Genomic DNA, 20107 nt, shown 5'->3' with positions numbered 1-20107 from the left:
TATCGATTCGACTCCACAGGCCCTCGCACGGCGCTTCAGGATGGCCTTGCACTGCGCCCTACGCTGGTCCATGCCAGCCGGAAGCCGAGGCTACAGACCGAGGCTTCACATATCTTCTTGGCGAAGATCGGGACGTCCGCATGCGCCTCCTCGTCATCAATCCGAACACGATGCCCGAGATGACATCTCTGGTCGTGCGGGCCATCGAACCACATCTGCCGGCGGAGGTGACGCTCGTCCCCGTCACGGGCCGTTTCGGCGCCCAATACATCGCCAGCCGCAGCGCAAGCGTCATTGCGGCTCATGCCGCACTGGAGGCTTTCGCCGACCACGGCGGGGGCTGTGACGGCGTCTACCTCGCCTGCTTCGGCGACCCTGGCTTGCTCGCTCTCAAGGAACTCGCGCGCGTACCCGTCGTCGGCATGGCGGAGGCAAGCAGTCGCCTCGCAGCCCGGCAGGCGGAGCGTTTCGCGATTGTCACCGGAGGCGAACGCTGGGGACCGATGCTGCACGAATTCCTCGGCTCGCTCGGACTGGGCGGCCGGTTAGCCGCGGTCGAGACCGTGGCGCCGACCGGCGCCGACATCGCCCGGGATCCGGAGGGATCGATCGCTCTCCTGGCTGAGGCTTGCAACCGCACGGTAGCGCGTGACGGCGCCGGTGCCGTCGTTCTCGGCGGCGCTGGGCTGGCCGGCCTCGCTACCCGCGTCCAGCCTCATGTCGCCGTGCCGGTGATCTGCTCGGCCGAAGCGGGAGTAAAGATGCTGCTCGAGGCCCTCCGGCAGCCAACGGCCAAGCCGCAGAACGGCGACCTCGCCCTGCCGGCGCCGACTGGCAGCACGGGCCTCTCGGACCGCCTCGCCGGCCTGCTGGCAAACCCCTGAGAGAATCAGTTCTTCCTGGCCAGCGAAACCCCGTTGAGGCCAGCGATCCAGTCCGAGATCATCGGCACATAGTCCTCGCCCTTGCCGCTGGCGACCGCCGTGGCGAAGCTGTTCTTCACCGCATTGCCGATCGGATTGGCGACCCCGGCCGCATTGGCGACGCCCTCCAGATAGCGGACGTCCTTGAGCGCATTGGACAGCGTGAACTTATGGGCGTTGGGATCACGCTCCAGCACGTATTGCATGAAGGTCTGGTAGAAGCCGCAATCCATCCGGCTGCCACGAATGACGCTGTCGAAGACCTGCGGCGTGATGCCGATTTTCTCGCCGAGCGTCAGCGCCTCGGCATAGATCGCCGCATAGCCCAGCGACAGGAAGTTATTGATTAGCTTCATCTTGTGGCCGTCGCCGACGAGGCCGAGATGGACGATTTTCTGCGCCCAGGCCTCGCAGGCGGGCTTGATCCGCGCGAACACCTCGGGCGAAGCGCCGATCATCGTCGAAAGTTGGCCCTGAACCGCCTGGGCCGGCGTGCCGCCAAGTGGTGCATCTGCCAGATGCAGCCCCTTGGCTTCGAGCTCGACCGCGAGCCTGACGGTCACGGTCGGATCGGAGGTCGAGCAGTCGACGACGACTGTGCCCGGCCTGGCGCCGGCGATGATGCCGGTCTCCCCCTTCAGCACCTCCTCGACCTGCGCCGAGCCGGTGACGCACAGGAAAATGATGGTGGAGCGACGCGCCAGCTCGCCCGGCGTCTTCGCCTCGACGGCACCGGCTGCGACGAGCTCCTCGACCGGCTTACGGTTGCGATGGCCCATCACCGTGAGCGGGAAGCCTTTCGCCACGAGATTGGCGGCCATGCCCTGGCCCATGAACCCGACACCGATGAAGCCGATCGACTCCTTGTTGGCACTCATTTTCATATTCTCCTGCTTGTCTGTATGAGTATGCGAACGGGAGAGATTCCTCCGAAACGGATGGCTTCAGGACGCATGACGACGCTCGCCCTCGACATGGACCAGCGATGACCGCCGACAGCCCGTCCCAGCCCAGCCCTGCGATCGTCGCCGGCCGCAGTCGCGTCACCCTTCAGATCATCGCCGACCGTCTTTCCGTCTCGACCGCGACGGTCTCGCTGGCTCTGCGCGATTCGCCTCTGGTGGCGGAAGCGACGCGCCAGCGCGTGCGCGAGATCGCCCGTGAAATGGGCTACAGCTACAACCGCAGCGCCGCCGCGCTGCGCACCGACCGCACCAACATTATCGGCGTCGGCTTCCACGACATCACCAACCCCTATTTCGCCGAACTGCTGGCCGCCATCGAGGAGACCACCGCCAATTTCGGCCGCTCGCTCCTGCTTGGCACCTACGCCGAGGATCTGAAGCGGCAGGAGCGGGTGCTGAACTCGCTGGCCGAGTACCGGCCGGATGGCATGATCCTCTGCCCCGCAGGCGGCAGCACGGCCGAAAGCCTGCGCCATCTGGTCGAGACCGGCGTGCCGATCGTCCAGCTCTCGCGCGAAATTCCCGAGCTCGGGCTCGATTTCGTCGGCGCCGACGACCGCCACGGCATCCTCCAGGCGATGGAGCATCTCATCGGGCTGGGACATCGGCGCATCGCCTTCCTCTGCGCCAATGAGGGTATCTCGACCGGGCGCAACCGCTACCATGCCTATCTGGAGGGGCTGACACAGCACGGCCTGTCGATCGACCCCGCGCTGGTCTATTTCTCCTATGGCACGCGCGAGAACGGGCTCAAGGGCATCCAGCAGGTGCTCGATGCGGCCGAGCCGCCGACTGCCGCCGTCTGCATGAACGATCTTGCCGCCTTCGGCGCCATGCTGGGCCTGCGCCATCGCGGGCGCGAGGCCGGCACCGACTTCGCCCTGATCGGCTGCGACGACGTGAAGGAGGCCGCGCAATGGTATCCGGCGCTGACCACCATCCACAATTTCCAGAACCAGATGGGCGCGAAATCGGCCGAATTCCTGCTCCAGCGCATTGCCGAGCCGGCGGCGCCCCAGCAACGCCTGCTGCTGACGCCGGAACTCGTACTGCGCGGAACGACCTGCCCGCCCCGCTGACCCGCTAGGCATCGTTCGCAGGCTTGGTGTTGAGAGCACGATAGGCCCGCACCACCTGCGAATCGTCACGCCCGCCATGGCCCAGCCCCGAAGCGGCGAGGAACATCTGATGGGCGGCCGCGGCCAGCGGCAGTGCGGTCTTCGCCGCCCGCCCGGCATCGAGCACGATCCCTAGATCCTTGACGAAGATGTCGACGGCGCTGGCGACAGCCGGGTCCGGCTCGTGCATGCGCGGACCGCGATCCTTCAGCATCCATGACGAGGCCGCCGAGCCCCCCATGATCTCGAACAGCAGCCGCCCGTCGATGCCGGCCTTCTCGGCAAGCGACAGCGCCTCGGCAGCGACCGCGATGTGCACGCCACAGAGGAGTTGGTTGACGGTCTTGACCGTCGCCCCCTGCCCCGCCTTCTCGCCAACATGGAAGACCTTGTCGCCGAGCGCATCGAGCACTGGCTTCGCACGCTTGAAGCTGTCGCTCGGCGCACCGACCATGATGGTCAGCGTTCCACCCCGCGCGCCATTGACGCCACCCGAGACCGGCGCATCGATGAAATGCCGGCCTGTCTTGGTGACGTCGGCCGCGATGGCCTCGGCCTCGCCCGGCGGGCAGGTCGCCATCAGGATAACGGTGGCATCCGGCGCCAGCGCCGCGAGCGCCCCGGCCCCGAACAGCACAGCACGCGCCTGCGCGGCGTTGACCACCATCAGCAGGAGCGCATCGGCACCGGCGGCAGCTTCGGCCGCGCTCGCAGCAGCCTCGCCACCGGCCGCCGCCAGCGCCTCGCGCGCCGCCTCGCGCATGTCGAAGCCACGGACCCTGAACTGCCGCTTGACCAGATTCTCGGCCATCGGCGCGCCCATCGCGCCGAGCCCGATGAAGGCGATGGTGGAAATCGGATTGTCAGGCATCAGTCGGCAGCTTTCGCGAGATCGCGTGACGCACCTGCAGCACGACACGATGGGAGCATGGATGCCCGGCGCCGGGCTGGCGGCGCCGGCGCACCGGTCTCATTCCTTCACTGCGCCCGTCATCGAGGCGACGTAGTAGTCGACGAAGAAGGAATAGAGGATCGCGACGGGGATCGAGCCCAGCAGCGCACCCGCCATCAGCGAGCCCCAGTGGTAGACGTCGCCCTCGACAAGCTGGGTCAGCACGGCGACAGGCACCGTCTTCTTCTCCGCTGACTGGATGAAGGCGAGCGCGTAGATGAACTCGTTCCAGGACAGGGTGAAGGCGAAGATGCCGGCCGAGATCAATCCGGGCATGGCAAGCGGCAGGGTGATGCGCCACAGCGTCTGCAATCGCGTCGCCCCGTCGATCATCGCACATTCCTCGAGCTCGTAGGGGATCGACTTGAAATAGCCGATCAGGAGCCAGGTGCAGAACGGAATCAGGAAGGTCGGATAGGTCAGGATCAGCGCGAGCGGCGAGTCGAACAGCCCGAACTGGAAGATCAGCGTCGCCAGCGGGATGAACAGGATCGAGGGCGGCACGAGATAGGCGAGATAGATCGCCAGACCCACATATTGCGAGCCCTTGAACCTCAGCCGCTGGATCGCATAGGCGGCGAGCACGCTCGAGAACAGCGAGAGCGCCGTCGCCACCGCCGCGACCATCATCGTGGTCCACAGCCATTGCGGATAGTCGGTGTGGAACAGGAGCTTGTTGATGTTCTCGAGAGTCGGCGACTTCACCCAGAACGGGTTGTTGTTCTTGTAGTCGAGCAGCTCCCCGTTCGGTTTGATGGCGGTGATCGCCATCCAGTAGAACGGAAACAGCAGGATGAAGACGAAGATCGACAGCGGCAGATAGAGCGTGATGAAGCGCCGCGGGCCGGACGACCAGTCGATGACACCGTCTCGCTCCTTGTCCTTGAGATGCGGGCGTGCGCTGAGGGTCTGGTCAGTCATTGTCTTCCCCCTGCTGCCACTTGCGCCGGGCGAGGCCGAAATAGCTGAACAGCGTCGCCATCACGAGGAACGGGATCATCGCCACCGCGATCGCCGCACCCTCGCCGAGCTGGCCGCCGGGGATGCCGCGCTGGAAGGCGAGCGTCGCCATCAGATGCGTGGCGTTGACCGGCCCGCCGCGGGTAATGGCGTAGACGAGCTGGAAATCGGTGAAGGTGAACAGCACCGAGAAGGTCAGCACCACCGCGAGGATCGGCATCAGCATCGGCAGCGTGACATGCCGGAAGCGCTGCCAGGAGTTGGCGCCATCCAGCATCGCCGCCTCGTAGAGCGAGGGCGAGATCGTCTGCAAGCCGGCCAGCAGACTGATCGCCACGAAGGGAATGCCGCGCCAGATATTGGCGGCCATCAGCGAGAACCGCGCCGGCCAGGGCTGGCCGAGGAAGTCGATATAGGTGTCGCGCCAACCGAGTACGTCGACCAGCACATAGGAAATGATCGAGAATTGCGGATCGTAGATCCACCAGAAGGCGATCGCCGAGAGCACGGTCGGCACGATCCAGGGGATCAGGATGATCGCGCGCAACAGTGATTTGAACGGCAGATGGTTGTTCAACAGCAGCGCCAGCCAGAGGCCGAGCGCGAATTTCCCGAAGGTCGCCACGCCCGTATAGAGCAGCGTGTTCCAGACCGAGGTGATGAAGACCCGGTCGTACCAGAGCGACTCGAAATTCTCGAAGCCGATGAACTGTCCGACCCGGCCGATGCGGGTGTCGGTGAAGGCGAGCCAGATGCCGAGCCCCAGCGGGTAGCTGAGGAAGACAAGCAGGAAGCCTGCCGCCGGCAGCAGGCATAGAAAGATCAGGAACGGCTTGTAGTCGAACAGACGCACCAGCCAGCTCTGCTGCAGGCTGTGGACGGTTCGCGATTCGGCGGCAGCTACGGCCATGGCGCCCTCGCGTTTGGGTCGACAACGGCATCGGGCCGGAAAGTGATGATCACTTTTCGGAAAAATCCGATGCGATAACAAACGAAAAGATCGTCGTTCTCGCGCCCGGTCAGGCGCGCGGCGATCTTTCCTCGGCCGCCGGGCGAACCGGCGGCCGCATCAGTCCGGATCGGCTCCGGAACGGAATCAGCTCTTGTAGTAGCGCTTGGCCCGACGCTCGGCCTCCTTGGCCGCCTCTTCCGGCGTCGCCTGGCCGGAGCAGACCGAAGCGACCATCTGCACGACGACGTATTCGGCGTTGACCGTACCGGCGGCCTCGTTGATCGAGCCCTTGTAGCCGCTCCACAGCGCTCGTTCCCAGGTGTCGCGGTAGACCACGATCTTCGGATCGCTCGACCAGACCTTGCTCTCGGCATAGCCCTTCAGCGGCTGGGTCCAGTAGCCATAGCAGCCGGTCAGCCACTTGTCGTACTGCTCCTTCTCCATCATGAAGCGGAGATATTCCTTGGCCGCGTTCGGGTATTTGGTGTGTTTGAACGCCATGGCGTTGATGATCAGCGCCGGCTCCGACGGACGCCCGAGCGGACCGACGGGCATGGTGGCGTGATTCAGGTCCTTGCCAATGGCGGCGGTCTTCTCGTCCTTCGAATTCTTGATCGAGAAATAGAGCGAGACGCCGTTCTGGGTGACGCCGATCTCGCCCGCCGTCAGCGCCTTGTTGTTGCTGATGTCGAGCCAGGAGAGCGTGCCGGGGATGAAGGTCTCGTAGAGCGCCTTGGCGTATTTCAGCGCCTCGATCGTCTCCTTCGAGTTGATCGCGACCTTGTTGTTCTCGTCGACCATGTAGCCGCCATGGGTCCACACGAGCCAGTTGCAGAAGGCGTTGCCGTCACCCACGGCATTGCCGAGGGCGAAACCGGCCGGGTGGCCGTTTTCCTTGAGCTTGCGGCAGAGCTTGAGGAAGCCGTCGAGATCCTTCGGGAAGGTGTCGAAGCCCGCTTCCTTGACCCAGGACTCGCGATAGACCGCCGGCGCGCCGGAAGCGCCCATCGGGATCGAAATCCACTGGTTGGTCTTGTCCTTCTTGCCGTATTTCTCGGCGATCGGATACCAGCCGCCATATTTCTTGCCGAGCTCCTCGGCGATGGGCGTGAGGTCGATCAGCTTGTCGGAGAAGATGTGCGGATCGTCCGCCCAACCGACCACGACATCGGGACCAGCACCGGTATTGGCGGTAACCGCCGTCTGCGGGCGCAGGTCCTCCCAGCCGGCATAGTCGACCTTGACCTGAACGCCGGTCGCCTTGGTGAAGGCCTCGGTGTTCTCGTCGAAGATCTTCTGGTCGGGATCGACGAACTTGGTGGGGCGCAGCACGCGCAGCGTCGCGCCCTTTTCGATATTGGCCTGCGCAATCGCCGGTGCCAGCGGCAGGGTCGCGCCAGCGGCAAGCCCGGCGCCGCCGATCAATACATCACGTCTCGAAATGCCCATGGTGATGTTCTCCTCCGTGAAAAGCCGCGAGGGCCTGCATCGGACCCCCGTCATGCATGGTTGTCGCCGCAAATCTGACGCTGCCCGCGGTCCATGACCAGGCGGGCTGCGAATCTCTCAGAGACGCTTGCCCGTGGCCGCGTCGAAGAGATGCGTGACGCCGGTATCAGGCGCGATGCCGATGCTCTCGCCGGGCTGCGCGGTGATGCGCTCGCGGAAGACGCAGGTGAGATCCTGGCCGCCGCAGCGGACGACGACCTGCGTCTCTGAACCGGTCGGCTCGATCACCACCACCTCGGCCTTGATGCCGTTGGGGTCGAGCCGGACATGCTCTGGCCGGATGCCGTAGACTGCGGCGTTGCCCTCGGAACCGGCCGGAAGCTTGCCGATCGGCCAGATCAGCGGCGCGCCGCCCTTCGGATTCTCCGCCTCGAACCCCGCCGCTGTGATCTTGCCCTTGAGCAGGTTCATCGAGGGCGAGCCGATGAAGGCGGCGACGAAGAGGTTGGCCGGATTGTCGTAGAGGTCGAGCGGCGCACCCATCTGCTCGACGATGCCGTCATGCATCACCACGATCTTGTCGGCCATGGTCATGGCCTCGATCTGGTCGTGCGTGACGTAGACGGTCGTCGTCTTCAGACGCTGGTGCAGCTCCTTGATCTCGGTGCGCATCTGCACGCGCAGCTTGGCGTCGAGATTGGAGAGCGGTTCGTCGAACAGGAAGACCTGCGGATCGCGCACGATGGCGCGGCCCATCGCGACGCGCTGGCGCTGGCCGCCGGAAAGCTGGCGCGGATAGCGCTCGAGCAGATTGCTCAAGCCCAGGATCTGCGCCGCCTTGCTGACGCGGTCCTCGATCTCCGTCTTCGGCGCCTTCCGCAGCTTCATCGAGAAGGCCATGTTGTCGGCGACCGTCATATGCGGATAGAGCGCATAGTTCTGGAACACCATGGCGATGTCGCGTTCCTTCGGCGGAACGTCGTTCACCACCTTCGGCCCGATGCGGATCTCGCCGCCGGAGATGTTCTCCAGCCCTGCGATCATCCGCAGCAGCGTCGACTTCCCGCAGCCGGACGGGCCGACCAGGATGACGAACTCCCCGTCGTCGATGTCGATGTCGACGCCATGAATCACCTGCGTCGAACCATACGCCTTGCGAACATCGGCGATCTGGACTGAGGCCATCCTTCCCTCCTTGCTACCGTCCCCGGACGCCCGCAACCTCTGCAGGCATCGGCCTTGATATCGGCTTCTTGTGACCGATCGATGCGAACGAGACCGCCATTCCCGGCGGTTGTATCCCCGTGCGTCTGGGATAAAGTCATACGATACCCGGAAGCCTGTCAAGCAGGACACGAGCCGGGTGACGGGCCGGGGAAGCACGCAGTTGCCGCAGGGCGAGAGCAGAGATCGATCCATGCGGGTGCGCGATTTCTCGCGGCCGACGACACTCAATCCGGACCGTCTCTTCGGCCAGGTCGCCCAGAAGCTCGCGGTTGCGATCATCAGCGGGGATATCGGCGCCGGCGAATTGCTCCCCAATGAAGACGATCTGCGCGCCGACATCTCGGTTTCGCGCACCGCCTATCGCGAGGCGGTGAAGGTCCTCACGGCCAAGGGCCTGGTCGAGGCAAGACCCAAGAGCGGCACGCGCGCCGCGCCGCGCGAACGCTGGAACTTGCTCGACACCGATGTCTTGGCCTGGCATTTCGAGGCCGATCCGAACGAGAAATTCATCCGCGATCTCTTCGAGTTACGCCGTTTCGTCGAGCCCAGTGTGGCGCGGCTGGCCGCCCAGCGCCGCAGCGCCGCCGACATCGCCCGCATCGAATCCGCCCTACGGGCGATGACTGATAACCCGCCCTATTCCGACGCCTGCGTACGCGGCGATCTCGCGTTCCACGAAGCGATCTTCGCTGCATCCCAGAACGCGCCGCTGCAATGCCTGGCGAGTGCGGTCATCGCCACCCTGCAATGGTCGCTGGTGCTGAAGAAGGGCGAGGACGAGGCCTTCGCCGACTCCCTGCCCGACCATGAGAACATCCTGCTCGCGATCATCGACCGTGACGGCGATCTCGCCGCGGTTCGCATGACAGGGTTGGTCATCGACAGCTTGAACACCACGCTGGCATCGGTGAATGTCGGGCAGGGAGAGCCCGACAAAATCACCAGAATAAATCATACTAAATAATGAGACGGCGCCTCAGCGCGAGGGGCCGCTTCGAGCGAAACCTGTTACGAGGTTTCCGACAGCGCCTGACGGTTTTAATCGTTTCATAAGACACGAATCACCGCAATGACGGATATGGACAGACCACGATGACAGCCTCCGACCGCTCCGAGATCATCATGACCGGCCCGCTGATGGCTTATGCCGCCGATCAGTTGAAGGCCCGCTTCACCGTTCACGAGCTCTGGAACGCGCCGGATCGCGACGCCCTGCTGCGCGAAGTCTCGGGCCGGGTGCGCGGCGTCGCGGCCGGCGGAGGACACAAGCGGGTCGATGCGGCGCTGTTCGATGCCTTGCCGAAGCTCGAGATCGTCTCGAGCTTCGGTGTCGGCTACGACCATGTCGATGCGGCCGAAGCCGGCCGGCGCGGCCTTGTCGTCACCAACACGCCCGATGTCCTGACCGATGAGGTTGCCGACCTCGCCCTCGGCCTGCTGATCGCCACCGTCCGCCAGCTCCCGCAGGTCGACCGCTATCTGCGCGCAGGCAAGTGGTTGAAGGGCAATTATCCGCTGACGGCCTCGCTGCGCGGGCGCAAAGTCGGCATCGTCGGCCTCGGCCGCATCGGCAAGGCGGTCGCGCAGCGCGTCGAGGCCTTCGGCCTTCCGGTCGTCTATCACGGCCGCTCACGCCAGGCGGATGTTCCCTATCGCTACTATCCCTCGCTCGTCGACATGGCGGCCGATGTCGACGTCCTGATTTCCGTCGCACCGGGTGGCGCCTCGACCCATCACATCATCAATGCCGAGGTGCTGAAAGCGCTCGGTCCCAATGGCATCCTCGTCAATGTCGGGCGCGGTACGGTGGTCGACGAGCAGGCCTTGATCAAGGCTCTCCAGGACGGGACGATCCTGTCCGCCGGTCTCGACGTCTTCGAGGACGAGCCGCGCGTGCCGGCCGAGCTGATCGCCATCGAGCACGCCGTGCTGCTGCCCCATGTCGGTTCGGCCTCCGTCCATACGCGCGAGGCGATGGGCCAGCTGCTGGTCGACAATCTGGTTTCATGGTTCGATGGCAAGGGGCCGCTGACGCCCGTGTCGGAGACGCCATGGAAAAAGGCCTGATCCGGCGGCTTCTGCCGCTCCTCCTGCTCGGTGCCGGCGCCCTGCCGGCCGCTGCCCAGACGGTGCCGCTTCCGCGCGGCGCCGACAAGGCACCGGAGCCGATCCGGCGCTGGCTCGGCGCCTGGGACCTCGAACTCGCCGGCGCGGCGCGCCGCTGCACCGTCACGCTCGGCGCGGAGTTGTCCGGCAATCTGCGTCAGCTTCGCTTCCCGGCGACTTGCCGACGCGCCCTGCCCATTCTCGACACCGCGACCGCATGGACCTTGTCCGCCGGTAGCCAGCCACAGCTGCTCGACGCATCCGGCAAGGTCCTGGTGAGTTTCCATGCCGGCTCTGCCGAAACCGGGCTTGATGGCAAGGGCAGCGACGGCAAGGCCTATCGGCTCGATGCGAAGGGGCATCCGCGCGTCGCTGGCCGGCCCCCGCAGGGCCCCACGATGCCCGCCGAGGCTGCCCAGCGGCCGACCGTTGTCGACCCGGCGCGTGCGCCGGCCCCGGGCGATCTGCCCGGCCGCTACCAATTGATGCGCCAGCAGAACCGCGAGGCCTGTCGTCTCCTGCTATCGCCCCCGACGACCGGGCAGGATGCGGGCCAGGGAGCCGCGGCAGCATTCGAAGGTCGCTGCCAGGATACCGGACTCACGATCTTCGACCCCGTCAGCTGGCGCTATGCCAGCGGGCGCCTCTCGCTCGTCGCGCGCCGCGGCCACAGCGTCGAGCTCATCTTCGAGAATGGTCAGTGGCGCAAGGATCCGGCCGTGGGCGCACCCCTTCTGATGCGCAAGCTCGCGCCCTGACAACCGCGACGAGCAGAAGCGCGCCGCCGCTGGATCTGGAACGATCCATCGAAGCCGAATGCGTCCTCCGGGTCCGCCATCGCTCGCGATCGCGCCGGGGCGAATGGCACTTCATTGTTAATGATTGTTAACCATGACATTGCGGGGAAGCTGTGCAAACTGCGCCCTCACCGCACCGTCCTTGCAAGGCTGATCCGGGTCGGATCGCGCCTGTGGTCGGCCGGAAGCTTTGAGGAGGACCAAGATGTTCAACGCCAAATCGCTGCTCGATGCCCTGGTCAATGCTGGCAGTCAGGCCGCTTCGCAGGCGGGTCAGCAGGGCGGCCTGGGTGGCGTGCTCGGCGGTCTGGCCGAACAGGTCCAGCGCTCGGGAGGGCTCGGTGGCCTCGCCGGCCAGATTCTGACCCAGGCCACGCAAGGCCTCGGGGATGCCGCCCGGCAGACGGGCGTGCAGCAGGGCGCGACCGATGCGCTCGGGCGCGTAGCCGGCGGCCAGACGGCCGGCGACCTGCTGGCCCAGGCGAAAGGCGCCCTCACCAACAATCCCGCCCTGGCGACGGCCGTTCTCGGTGGCCTCGGCGCACTCGTTTTCGGCTCCAGCACCGGCCGTTCCGTCGCAGCCTCGGCTGCGAAGCTGGGCGGCCTCGCCCTCATCGGTGGCCTCGCCTACAAGGCCTATCAGAACTACCAGGCTGGCAAACCGCTGCTTGACGGCAATCAGCAGCAGATCCTGCCTGCCCCCGCCGGAACCGGCTTCGAGCCCCAGGCAGCTACCGAAGCCACGGCCCTCACCTTCATCCGCGCCATGATCTCTGCCGCGGCCGCCGACGGCAATATCGACGCAGAAGAGCGCAAGGCCATTCTCGGCGGGCTGAAGGAGGCAGGGCTCGACGCCGAGGCGCATGACTGGCTCGCTCAGGAGATGGCGAAGCCGGCCTCGATCGACCAGCTTGCCGAAGCCGCCGAAACGCCCGAGCTCGCCACCCAGATCTATGTGGCCGCGCGCCTCGCCATCAATCCGGATACACCGGCCGAAAAGGATTTCCTGGCGGGTCTCGCCGGATCGCTCGGTCTCGACACCGAGCTTGTGGCCAATATCGACGCCGCCGCGAGCACCGCGAAGGTGTAGATCGCGCTGCCGACCAAAGCGCGCCGGCGCCCCTGCGATTGGCCGGTTTCCGCATCGGCGGAAGCCGCTCATTAAGCATGGCGTTGAATTCGTTGCCGGTTTTGGCAGCCTGTGCACGCCCGCTTAGGGGTTTTCCGCCCACAACCCCCGCGCCGGTTTGGCCGGCCGCCGTTTCTTCGCGTTTCCGACGTGACGGCAGACGACGCAGGAGCGCTGGGGAGCCCCGATATGTCCGTGACCGCAATGATCAGGGCGATGCGGCCACATCACTGGCTCAAGAACGGGCTGGTCTTCGTTCCGATCCTACTCAACCATGACGTCTTCGATCCGACAGCGCTCTGGCTCGGTCTTGTCGCCTTCGTGGCCTTCAGCCTGATCGCCTCGGCGATCTACCTGCTCAATGACATCAAGGACGTCGAAGCCGACCGCAGACATCCGACGAAGTGCAAGCGCCCCATCGCCGCCGGTGAGATCACGGCGGCTCAGGCCTATGCCGCGGTCCCCATCCTTCTGATCGCCGCCTTCTCCACCGTCCTGCTCGTGCCACAACCGAAATACTACCTGCTCGCGCTGCTGGCCTATCTCTTCCTGGCGCTGGCCTATCTGCTGGTCCTGAAGCGCAAGCTGCTGGTCGACGTTCTCGGCCTTGCCGCCATGCACACGCTGCGCATTCTGGCCGGCAACGCGGCTGCCGCCATCCCGATCTCCTCCTGGCTGCTCGCCTTCGCGATGTTCCTGTTCCTCAGCCTTGCCCTGGTGAAGCGCTATGCGGAACTGCGCCTGACCCAGGATCAGTCCGGTCTGAAGAAGGTGGGGCGCGGCTATCACGCCGAGGATATCGAGGCCCTCTCCCAGCTCGGCATGGCCTCGGGCTGCACCTGCGCCCTCATCATGGCGCTCTACGTCGACAGCGCCAATGTGAAGCAGCTCTACAGCCAGCCAAAGCTGATCTGGCTCGTCTGCCCGATCATCCTCTACCAGATGGCCCGAATCTGGTTCCTGGCCCGGCGCGGCCTCGTGCCCGACGATCCCCTCATCTTCATGATCCGCGACTGGCGCAGCCAGGTCATGGGCCTGGTCGTGGTCCTGATCATGGTCGCGGCGACGGTCGTGCCATGACGGCCCCGCCCGGCGAGTATCGCTCCTGGGGCGGCCTCGTGGCACGCGGCAGCGAGATCGTCGGTGCCGCGGATTGGATCGCACATCGTGCCGGTCATCGCAGCCCGGTGCTGGCCTATGGCAACGGTCGGTCCTATGGCGATTCCTGCCTGAATGACGGCGGCACGCTGATCGATACGCGCGGGCTCGACGAGGTGCTGGCCTTCGACCGGGAAACCGGCCTGCTGACCTGCGAGCCGGGGCTCCTGTTCGACCGGCTGCTCGACATCGTCGTGCCGGCCGGCTGGTTTCCACCCGTGACGCCGGGAACCAGCTTCGTGACGATCGGCGGCGCGCTCGCCAACGACGTGCACGGCAAGAACCACCACAGCGCCGGCACCTTCGGCTGCCATGTGCGTGCCTTCGAATTGATGCGCTCCGACGGGCAGAGCCTGCTCTGCGCACCCGACATCAACGCCGATCTCTTTGCCGCCACGATCGGCGGTTTCGGGCTGACAGGGCTGGTCACGCAGGTGACGCTGCAGCTCATGCCAATCCGCTCGGCCGCGATGGAGCAGGAAATTCTGCATTTCGACAATCTAGACGGCTTTTTCGAACTGGCCGCCAGCTCCGATGCGACCCACGACTACACCGTCGCCTGGGTCGATGCGCTGGCGAGCGGTCGTCATCTCGGCCGGGGGGTCCTCTTCCGCGCCAATCATGCACCGGATTACGGCTTCCTGCCCCCGTCGGTGGGTCGCAACCTGCGCTTTCCGGTCAGGCCGCCCTTTCCCTTGATCAACCGGACGACGCTCAGCGCCTTCAACTGGCTCTATCGTCACAGCCAGCCGCGTGGCGCGGCGCCGCGCCGGGTGCCCTACCGCCCCTTCTTCTACCCGCTCGACCGCATCCGGGACTGGAACCGCGTCTATGGTCCTCAGGGCCTGCGACAATTCCAATGCGCCGTCCCGATGGCGGAAGCCCGCTCCGCCGTCGAGGAGATGCTGCGGCGGACGCTTGCAGCCGGCGAAGCCTCTTTCCTGACCGTCCTCAAGCTCTTCGGCGCCAAGCGCTCGCCCGGATTGATGTCCTTCCCGATCCAGGGCGCGACACTGACGCTCGACTTCGCCAATCGTGGCGCCCGCACCGAGGCCTTGCTGACGGAGCTCGACCGGATCGCGATCGCGGCAGGCGGCCGCGTCAATCCCTACAAGGATGCCCGCATGTCCCCGGCGACCTTCCGGGCATCCTTTCCGCAGTGGCGCGCGTTCGCCGCCCATATCGATTCCGGCTTCTCCTCCGATTTCTGGCGCCGCGTCGGCAGCGGCTAACCGCCACGCCCCGGGAACATCACAGCCCCGTGAGGGAGCAGCAGCCTCCGCTCCCCATCGGAGCCTCAGACTGCTAGCAGCTGCGTCATGCCTCCTTCCAAGAAAGACAGGCCGGCACCGACGCCGAACGCTGCCTTCTCGCCGACTCGTCGCCAGGCCATCGCCATGACCCTGCTCTCGCCGATTGCCGCCTCGCCGGCACGTGCGAAGCCTCCGCTCTTTACAGGACCAAGCTCGCAGTTCGTGCAGCTCGATCCACCCGAGGAGGCCGGCTCCCTCGTGCTGACCGATCTCGCTGGCAGGACCAGACCTCTCTCCGCCTATCGCGGCAAAGTCGTGCTCCTGAATTTCTGGGCGAGCTGGTGTCCGCCCTGTCGACGGGAGTTGCCGATTCTGCGGCGGCTGCAAGCGAAGGCTGCGCGCGAGGCCTTCGTCGTCGCGCCGGTGTCTCTCGACAAGTCTCCCGCGACCGTGACCGCCTATCTCAAACGGCTCGGGCTCGCCGACCTCTCGACCTTCATCGATGCCACCGGTACCGTGGCGTCGGGGCCGAAGTCGACCGAACCCACGCCCTTCGCCCTTTACGGTCTGCCGATGACCTACCTGCTCGACCGCGAAACGCGCAGCGTCGGCTATCTCGTTGGCGAGGCCGATTGGGACAGCCCGGCTGCCCTGAAGCTCCTGCGCTACTACGCGGGGACCACAGGCTGATTTCGGGCCTGATCGGCGGGCAATTCGCTCAGCCAACCGGCGGGCCTGAAAAATAATGACGGCCTCTTTGAACCTCCCCGCCGCTTGCCGCGACCAATCGGCATAGGAGGGCGAGCCGTTCGCTCTCGACAGACTTAGGGAAGAGACGACCATGACGACGTTCCGCAAGGCGACGACCGCCACCCTCGCTGCCCTGACGCTGGCCACGACCGTGATCGCTTCGGGTGCCGAAGCCCGGCCGCGCTGGGGCTACCGCTACGGCGGCTGGGGTGCCGGAGCCGGCGTCGTCGGCGCAATCGCTGCAGGCGCCATCATCGCCGGCGCCACTCGTCCGGCCTATGGCTACGGCTATTATGCCGCCCCTGCCCCCGTCCGCTCCTGCGACCTCGTCGAGCGCTTCGACCGCTGGGGCAACGTCATCGGTTACCGCCGCGTCTGCGGCTACTACTGAGTTTCCGGGAAGACCCGTTTCGAGACCCAAGACTCAAAAAGGCCGGCTCACGCCGGCCTCTTTTTTACATTTGCCTAGGCATTCAGCCCTTCGCGGCAGCGACCTTGCGCAGATAGCCGGTGACGATGCCCGTGACGCCGCGCGACAGCACGTCATCCAGCGCCGCGATGAACTGGTCGCATTGCTCGCGCGTGACGATCAGCGGCGGCTCCAATCGGATGACGTTGCGGTTGTATTCGGTGAAGGCGACGAGCACGTCGTGTTCCTTCAGCAGCAGAGCCCCGACGAAGCCGCAGAGCGAGCCCTTCAGCTTGTCGTCGAGCAACGCGACCATATGCTTCACGCCGAACGGCATGGTCTCACTGATGTCCTGGAACTCGACGCCGATCATCAGGCCGCGTCCGCGGATCTCCTTGAGCAGCGTCGGATATTTCGCGCGCAGCTCGTCGAGGCGGGCGATCAGATAATCGCCCTGGCGCCGGGCATTGCCCATCAGGTCCTCGTCATAGAGGACGTTGAGCGCCTCGATCGCCGAGACGCATGCCTCGCCCATGCCGCCGAAGGTTGCCTGCGCATGGATCAGCGCCGTCTTCGGCTTGCCATAGGCCTTCATGTAGACTTCGCGACGGGCGATCATCGCGCCCATCGCCGCTTTGGAGCCGCCGAGTGCCTTGGCCAGCGCCGTCACGTCCGGCACGACGCCGTCGCGCTCGAAAGCGAAGAACTGGCCGGTGCGACCGAGCCCGCACTGTACCTCGTCGGCAATCCAGAGCACGCCGTGCTTGTCGCAAAGCGCGCGCAGCTCACGCCAGAAGCCATCCGGCGCCTCGACGATGCCGCCGCCGCCCTGGATCGTCTCCATCACGACGATGCCGATCGACGGGTCGCTCTCCAGTGCCTGCCTGACCGCGGCGATATCGCCGAACGGCACCTTGACCCGGTTCTCGACCAACTTGAACTGCGACTGGTAGAGCGTCGAATCCGTGACCGAGAGCACGCCCTTGGTCTTGCCGTGGAAAGAGTTGGCCGCATGCAGGATCTTCGACTTGCCCGGCCCCTGCGCCTGCTCGGCGACCTTCAGCGCCGCCTCCATCGCCTCCGATCCGGTCGAGCCGAGAAAGACCATGTCGAGGTCGCCCGGCGCGATGGTGGCGAGGTTCTTCGCCAGCGCCGCCGCGTATTGCGACATGAAGGCCATGCAGATCTCATGACGGTTCTCGTCCTGGAACTTCTGCCGGGCCGCGACGATGCGCGGATGGTTGTGACCGAAGGCGACCGAGCAGAAGCCGCCGAAGAAATCCAGGATCCTGCGGCCGTCCTTGGTGATGTAGTGCATGCCCTCGGCGCGATCGACGAGGATCCTGTCGAAGCCGAGCAGCTTCAGGAAATGCAGTTGGCCGGGGTTGATATGGTTGGCGAAGAAGTCCTTGACCTGGCTCGCGTCGAGTTGCTTGGCGGCCTCGACGCTGATGAGTTGGGGACGGGAGCCGCTCACGGGCGCATCCTCCTGGCTGAAGGCGGGCATGCTCATGCGGCAAGGCTCCTATGCGCCTGTTTCAGGGCATCCTTGCCCTTGCGGTATTCGGTATAGGCGGCGAGCAGCATGTCCTCGTCGCGGTATTGCGGCCGCCAGCCGAGTTCGCGCTTGGCCTTGGAGGTGTCGAGGATACAGACCTCGTCGGCGATCTTGTACTGCTCCGGGTCCATGATCGGCATGTTCACCGCGTCGAGCGCATCGAGGGTGAGCTTCACCAGCGAGGCCGGCGTCGGCAGCAGGATCGACTTCGAGCCGGCATGCTTGATCAGGTCGCCGAGAAGCTTCTTCACCGGCGGCGGATCATCGGAACCGAGATTATAGGCCTCGTTGGGGAAGCCCGCTTTCCAGGCCGCGACGCAGGCACTGGCGCAGTCGAACACCGAAATGAACTGGTAGGGGTTGTTGCCGCCACCGATCATCGGCACCGGCAGGTTGAGGTCGATCAGCTTGAACAGCTTGACCAGGATGCCGAGCCGGCCGGGCCCTATGATCAGCCGCGGACGGAAGATCGAGATCTTGAAGCCCTTGGCGCGGTATTCTTCGGCGAGGCGCTCGGTCGCGAGCTTGCTCTCGCCGTACTCGCCGAGCGGATGCGCCGGGTGCGTCTCATCCTGCGGCACCGTCACCGAATGGCCGTAGATCATGTCGGTGGTGAAATGGACGAGCCGATCGGCGCCGTTCTTCTCCATCCAGCTCAGGATGTTCTGTGTGCCGTGGTAATTTACCGGCCAGAAGAACTCGTGCCGCTCCGCCCGCGTCACGATCGGCGAGAGCATCTTGGCCGAGAGGTTGTAGACCACGTCCTCCGGCGCCAGCGGAAGGCTTTCCACGCTCTCCGCCTTGGTCACGTCGATCTTGTGAAAGGGCACGGCCGCATAATGCGCGTGGTTGCTCTTGGCGATGTCAGCGACGAGCACAGTCTCGCCCAGTGCCGCGAGATCGGCCGCCAGATGCGAGCCGACGAAGCCGTCGCCGCCGATGATGATGTGTTTCATTCCCGGCGGCCTCAGCGGAACAGGCGCGGCTGGCGCACCCTCGCCGGCACGGGAACCGGCTTGAGCGTGGCGTCAGGCTGCACCGCGAACAGCGCGCCGAGACGCAGGAACAAACGAACGATCAGGTCCATGATCTCCCTCAGCTTTGTGCGATGAAAACAGTGCCGATGACGATGAAGCCGATGCCGGCGATACGGCTCGGGCTCAGATCCTCATGGAAGATGAAATAGGCATAGGCCGCGACCACGACATAGGCGAGGCTCAGGAATGGATAGGCATAGCTGATCTGCACTTTCGAGAGCACGATCAGATGCGAGACCATGCTGATGACGAAGGTGCAGAGCCCTGCGAAGACGAAGGGATTGAAGACGACACGGAACACCGTCCCGACAACTCCGTCGCGGGCGAGATCGAAACCGCCGAGGCCGCTCATGCCCCGCTTCAACATCAACTGCGCCGCCGCATTGGTCAGCACCGTGAACAGGATCAAGGGAATATAGGAACTCATCGTGACGCCGACCGACTCCGCTCGCCTTGTGCGCCCCTTGGAGTGCGCCCGAAAATACTTCAAATGCCTTAGGGGCCGCACCCGACTTGATCCTAACGTTAAGAAGAACCTGCGGGATTTGCAGAAAACCAGCACGCTCGTCCCTGCCGCGTCCTGACAGCCCCGCTCCTATGCTGGCACCCTGTCTCCCGTGGAGGTGAGCTCATGCCCTTGCCCAATCGCGTCAGGCCGGACGGTGCGCTTTTTGCCGATCCGACGCGTGGCACCCTGTTCGGCAATCGCGGCGGACGTTTCCATGATCCGCAGACGCAGGTGCTGCCGCGCCGCATCCAGGCCAGCCGCCAGTGGATCTGCTGCGTGCTTTCCTTCAAGGGACGCCGGCACCAGGTCTGGGGCCGTGGCTACACCGACCTGTTCTTCTGCGACGAGGTCACCGCCTTCGCCGCAGGCCACCGACCCTGCATGGAATGCCGGCGGCGCGATGCCCTCGCCTATCGCGAGGCGCTGGTGAAGGGGCTCGGTCTGGCAGAGGTACCGCTCTTCCCGGCGATCGACAGGATCCTTGACAGCGAGCGTCGATCCGGCCGGGAGAAGCGCATGCATCGTCTGCCGGCCTCGGAGCTGCCTGAGGGAGCCATGCTGCTGGCCACCGGCGGAGATGAGTTTCTGGCATTGCGCGCGGGCTCGGCTCTGCTCTGGTCCCCGGCAGGCTACGTTGCCCGCCGCAGCCGCCCAACGGGGATCGTGACGGTCCTGACGCCGCCTGCCACTCTCGCAGCGCTGAAGCAGGGCTACCGGCCTCTCTGGCATCCGAGTGCCGAGGCGCTGGTGTCGCCCTTGGACCGTCACGCATAGGAACCTTCACGCATCGGCAGACGTTGCCACAGCATCATCCTTCCACTGAGGGGCTGCTGATGCGTTCGATTATCCTATGGCT

The 20107-nt window shown here is 65.3% G+C and carries 19 protein-coding genes and 1 pseudogene; 11 read left to right on the top strand and 9 right to left on the bottom strand.

The features are described from left to right. Positions 1 to 140: 140 nt before the first annotated feature. Positions 141 to 884 (top strand): aspartate/glutamate racemase family protein, encoded by a 744-nt coding sequence (locus CE453_RS06940; protein WP_089173918.1) that lies wholly within the window; start codon positions 141 to 143, stop codon positions 882 to 884. 5 nt (positions 885 to 889) lie between these two features. Here the strand turns inward: CE453_RS06940 and CE453_RS06935 are convergent. Next, positions 890 to 1828 (bottom strand): annotated as a pseudogene (locus CE453_RS06935) (NAD(P)-dependent oxidoreductase); the annotation flags it as partial. Between the two features lie 80 nt (positions 1829 to 1908). Here CE453_RS06935 and CE453_RS06930 point away from each other — a divergent pair. Beyond that, positions 1909 to 2967: a LacI family DNA-binding transcriptional regulator gene (locus CE453_RS06930; RefSeq protein WP_089173916.1), complete on the top strand. Its 1059-nt coding sequence runs from the start codon at positions 1909 to 1911 to the stop codon at positions 2965 to 2967. 4 nt (positions 2968 to 2971) lie between these two features. Here the strand turns inward: CE453_RS06930 and CE453_RS06925 are convergent, their stop codons facing one another. From CE453_RS06925 to CE453_RS06905, 5 genes are all read right to left on the bottom strand, one after another. Further along, entirely contained in the window at positions 2972 to 3877 is a 906-nt protein-coding gene (locus tag CE453_RS06925; RefSeq protein ID WP_089173915.1) for an NAD(P)-dependent oxidoreductase, read from the bottom strand. 99 nt (positions 3878 to 3976) lie between these two features. Next, positions 3977 to 4879 carry a carbohydrate ABC transporter permease gene (locus CE453_RS06920; RefSeq protein WP_089173914.1) on the bottom strand — a complete coding sequence of 301 codons (903 nt, stop codon included), beginning with the start codon at positions 4877 to 4879 and terminating at the stop codon, positions 3977 to 3979. Further along, positions 4872 to 5828: a carbohydrate ABC transporter permease gene (locus CE453_RS06915; protein WP_089173913.1), complete on the bottom strand. Its 957-nt coding sequence runs from the start codon at positions 5826 to 5828 to the stop codon at positions 4872 to 4874. The genes CE453_RS06920 and CE453_RS06915 overlap by 8 nt, the downstream gene beginning before the upstream one ends. Positions 5829 to 6014: 186 nt before the next feature. Continuing rightward, entirely contained in the window at positions 6015 to 7319 is a 1305-nt protein-coding gene (locus CE453_RS06910) for an ABC transporter substrate-binding protein (protein WP_089173912.1), read from the bottom strand. Positions 7320 to 7436: 117 nt separating this feature from the next. Then, positions 7437 to 8504 carry an ABC transporter ATP-binding protein gene (locus tag CE453_RS06905; RefSeq protein ID WP_089173911.1) on the bottom strand — a complete coding sequence of 356 codons (1068 nt, stop codon included), beginning with the start codon at positions 8502 to 8504 and terminating at the stop codon, positions 7437 to 7439. 232 nt (positions 8505 to 8736) lie between these two features. Here CE453_RS06905 and CE453_RS06900 point away from each other — a divergent pair, with 232 nt between their 5' ends. From CE453_RS06900 to CE453_RS06865, 8 genes are all read left to right on the top strand, one after another. Next, the gene (locus tag CE453_RS06900) at positions 8737 to 9510 is read left to right on the top strand and encodes a FadR/GntR family transcriptional regulator (RefSeq protein ID WP_089173910.1); all 774 of its coding nucleotides are present in this window, start codon (positions 8737 to 8739) and stop codon (positions 9508 to 9510) included. Positions 9511 to 9638: 128 nt separating this feature from the next. Further along, positions 9639 to 10613, top strand: coding sequence for a 2-hydroxyacid dehydrogenase (locus CE453_RS06895; RefSeq protein ID WP_472840979.1), 975 nt, complete (start codon positions 9639 to 9641; stop codon positions 10611 to 10613). Next, on the top strand, positions 10598 to 11410 hold the full coding sequence (locus CE453_RS06890) for an AprI/Inh family metalloprotease inhibitor (protein ID WP_198302286.1): 813 nt from the start codon (positions 10598 to 10600) through the stop codon (positions 11408 to 11410). Before CE453_RS06895 ends, CE453_RS06890 begins: the two co-directional genes overlap by 16 nt. Positions 11411 to 11654: 244 nt before the next feature. Continuing rightward, positions 11655 to 12539, top strand: a complete 885-nt coding sequence (locus tag CE453_RS06885; RefSeq protein WP_089173908.1) for a tellurite resistance TerB family protein — start codon at positions 11655 to 11657, stop codon at positions 12537 to 12539. Between the two features lie 228 nt (positions 12540 to 12767). Then, complete coding sequence (locus tag CE453_RS06880; protein ID WP_089173907.1) at positions 12768 to 13658, top strand: UbiA family prenyltransferase; 891 nt, start codon at positions 12768 to 12770, stop codon at positions 13656 to 13658. Then, positions 13655 to 14968 carry an FAD-binding oxidoreductase gene (locus CE453_RS06875; protein WP_089173906.1) on the top strand — a complete coding sequence of 438 codons (1314 nt, stop codon included), beginning with the start codon at positions 13655 to 13657 and terminating at the stop codon, positions 14966 to 14968. The genes CE453_RS06880 and CE453_RS06875 overlap by 4 nt, the downstream gene beginning before the upstream one ends. A gap of 87 nt (positions 14969 to 15055) precedes the next feature. Beyond that, the gene (locus CE453_RS06870) at positions 15056 to 15679 is read left to right on the top strand and encodes a TlpA family protein disulfide reductase (protein WP_089173905.1); all 624 of its coding nucleotides are present in this window, start codon (positions 15056 to 15058) and stop codon (positions 15677 to 15679) included. 151 nt (positions 15680 to 15830) lie between these two features. Further along, a complete protein-coding gene (locus CE453_RS06865) occupies positions 15831 to 16130 on the top strand; it encodes a hypothetical protein (RefSeq protein WP_089173904.1) in 300 nt (99 codons plus the stop codon). A gap of 82 nt (positions 16131 to 16212) precedes the next feature. Here CE453_RS06865 and CE453_RS06860 read toward each other — a convergent pair whose 3' ends face one another. The 3 genes from CE453_RS06860 to CE453_RS06850 form a co-directional block, all read right to left on the bottom strand. After that, positions 16213 to 17655, bottom strand: coding sequence for an aspartate aminotransferase family protein (locus tag CE453_RS06860; RefSeq protein ID WP_472840993.1), 1443 nt, complete (start codon positions 17653 to 17655; stop codon positions 16213 to 16215). A gap of 2 nt (positions 17656 to 17657) precedes the next feature. Beyond that, positions 17658 to 18662, bottom strand: coding sequence for an NAD-dependent epimerase/dehydratase family protein (locus CE453_RS06855; RefSeq protein ID WP_089173902.1), 1005 nt, complete (start codon positions 18660 to 18662; stop codon positions 17658 to 17660). Positions 18663 to 18801: 139 nt separating this feature from the next. Continuing rightward, positions 18802 to 19170 carry an EamA family transporter gene (locus CE453_RS06850; protein ID WP_089173901.1) on the bottom strand — a complete coding sequence of 123 codons (369 nt, stop codon included), beginning with the start codon at positions 19168 to 19170 and terminating at the stop codon, positions 18802 to 18804. Positions 19171 to 19374: 204 nt separating this feature from the next. Between CE453_RS06850 and CE453_RS06845 the strand changes: the two genes are divergently transcribed. Continuing rightward, positions 19375 to 20025: a hypothetical protein gene (locus CE453_RS06845; RefSeq protein ID WP_089173900.1), complete on the top strand. Its 651-nt coding sequence runs from the start codon at positions 19375 to 19377 to the stop codon at positions 20023 to 20025. Positions 20026 to 20107: the final 82 nt, after the last annotated feature.

The sequence above is a fragment of the Bosea sp. AS-1 genome (assembly GCF_002220095.1).
In the GTDB taxonomy this organism is placed as follows: Bacteria; Pseudomonadota; Alphaproteobacteria; order Rhizobiales; family Beijerinckiaceae; genus Allobosea.
The sequence above is the reverse complement of the archived record's forward strand: the minus strand, read 5'-3'. Positions and strand labels throughout refer to the sequence as shown.

Coding starts and splice junctions, on each gene's coding strand:
- CE453_RS06940 (WP_089173918.1), top strand. CDS start 141: ATGCGCCTCCTCGTCATCAATCCGAACACGATGCCCGAGATGACATCT.
- CE453_RS06930 (WP_089173916.1), top strand. CDS start 1,909: ATGACCGCCGACAGCCCGTCCCAGCCCAGCCCTGCGATCGTCGCCGGC.
- CE453_RS06925 (WP_089173915.1), bottom strand. CDS start 3,877: ATGCCTGACAATCCGATTTCCACCATCGCCTTCATCGGGCTCGGCGCG.
- CE453_RS06920 (WP_089173914.1), bottom strand. CDS start 4,879: ATGACTGACCAGACCCTCAGCGCACGCCCGCATCTCAAGGACAAGGAG.
- CE453_RS06915 (WP_089173913.1), bottom strand. CDS start 5,828: ATGGCCGTAGCTGCCGCCGAATCGCGAACCGTCCACAGCCTGCAGCAG.
- CE453_RS06910 (WP_089173912.1), bottom strand. CDS start 7,319: ATGGGCATTTCGAGACGTGATGTATTGATCGGCGGCGCCGGGCTTGCC.
- CE453_RS06905 (WP_089173911.1), bottom strand. CDS start 8,504: ATGGCCTCAGTCCAGATCGCCGATGTTCGCAAGGCGTATGGTTCGACG.
- CE453_RS06900 (WP_089173910.1), top strand. CDS start 8,737: ATGCGGGTGCGCGATTTCTCGCGGCCGACGACACTCAATCCGGACCGT.
- CE453_RS06895 (WP_472840979.1), top strand. CDS start 9,639: ATGACAGCCTCCGACCGCTCCGAGATCATCATGACCGGCCCGCTGATG.
- CE453_RS06890 (WP_198302286.1), top strand. CDS start 10,598: ATGGAAAAAGGCCTGATCCGGCGGCTTCTGCCGCTCCTCCTGCTCGGT.
- CE453_RS06885 (WP_089173908.1), top strand. CDS start 11,655: ATGTTCAACGCCAAATCGCTGCTCGATGCCCTGGTCAATGCTGGCAGT.
- CE453_RS06880 (WP_089173907.1), top strand. CDS start 12,768: ATGTCCGTGACCGCAATGATCAGGGCGATGCGGCCACATCACTGGCTC.
- CE453_RS06875 (WP_089173906.1), top strand. CDS start 13,655: ATGACGGCCCCGCCCGGCGAGTATCGCTCCTGGGGCGGCCTCGTGGCA.
- CE453_RS06870 (WP_089173905.1), top strand. CDS start 15,056: ATGCCTCCTTCCAAGAAAGACAGGCCGGCACCGACGCCGAACGCTGCC.
- CE453_RS06865 (WP_089173904.1), top strand. CDS start 15,831: ATGACGACGTTCCGCAAGGCGACGACCGCCACCCTCGCTGCCCTGACG.
- CE453_RS06860 (WP_472840993.1), bottom strand. CDS start 17,655: ATGCCCGCCTTCAGCCAGGAGGATGCGCCCGTGAGCGGCTCCCGTCCC.
- CE453_RS06855 (WP_089173902.1), bottom strand. CDS start 18,662: ATGAAACACATCATCATCGGCGGCGACGGCTTCGTCGGCTCGCATCTG.
- CE453_RS06850 (WP_089173901.1), bottom strand. CDS start 19,170: ATGAGTTCCTATATTCCCTTGATCCTGTTCACGGTGCTGACCAATGCG.
- CE453_RS06845 (WP_089173900.1), top strand. CDS start 19,375: ATGCCCTTGCCCAATCGCGTCAGGCCGGACGGTGCGCTTTTTGCCGAT.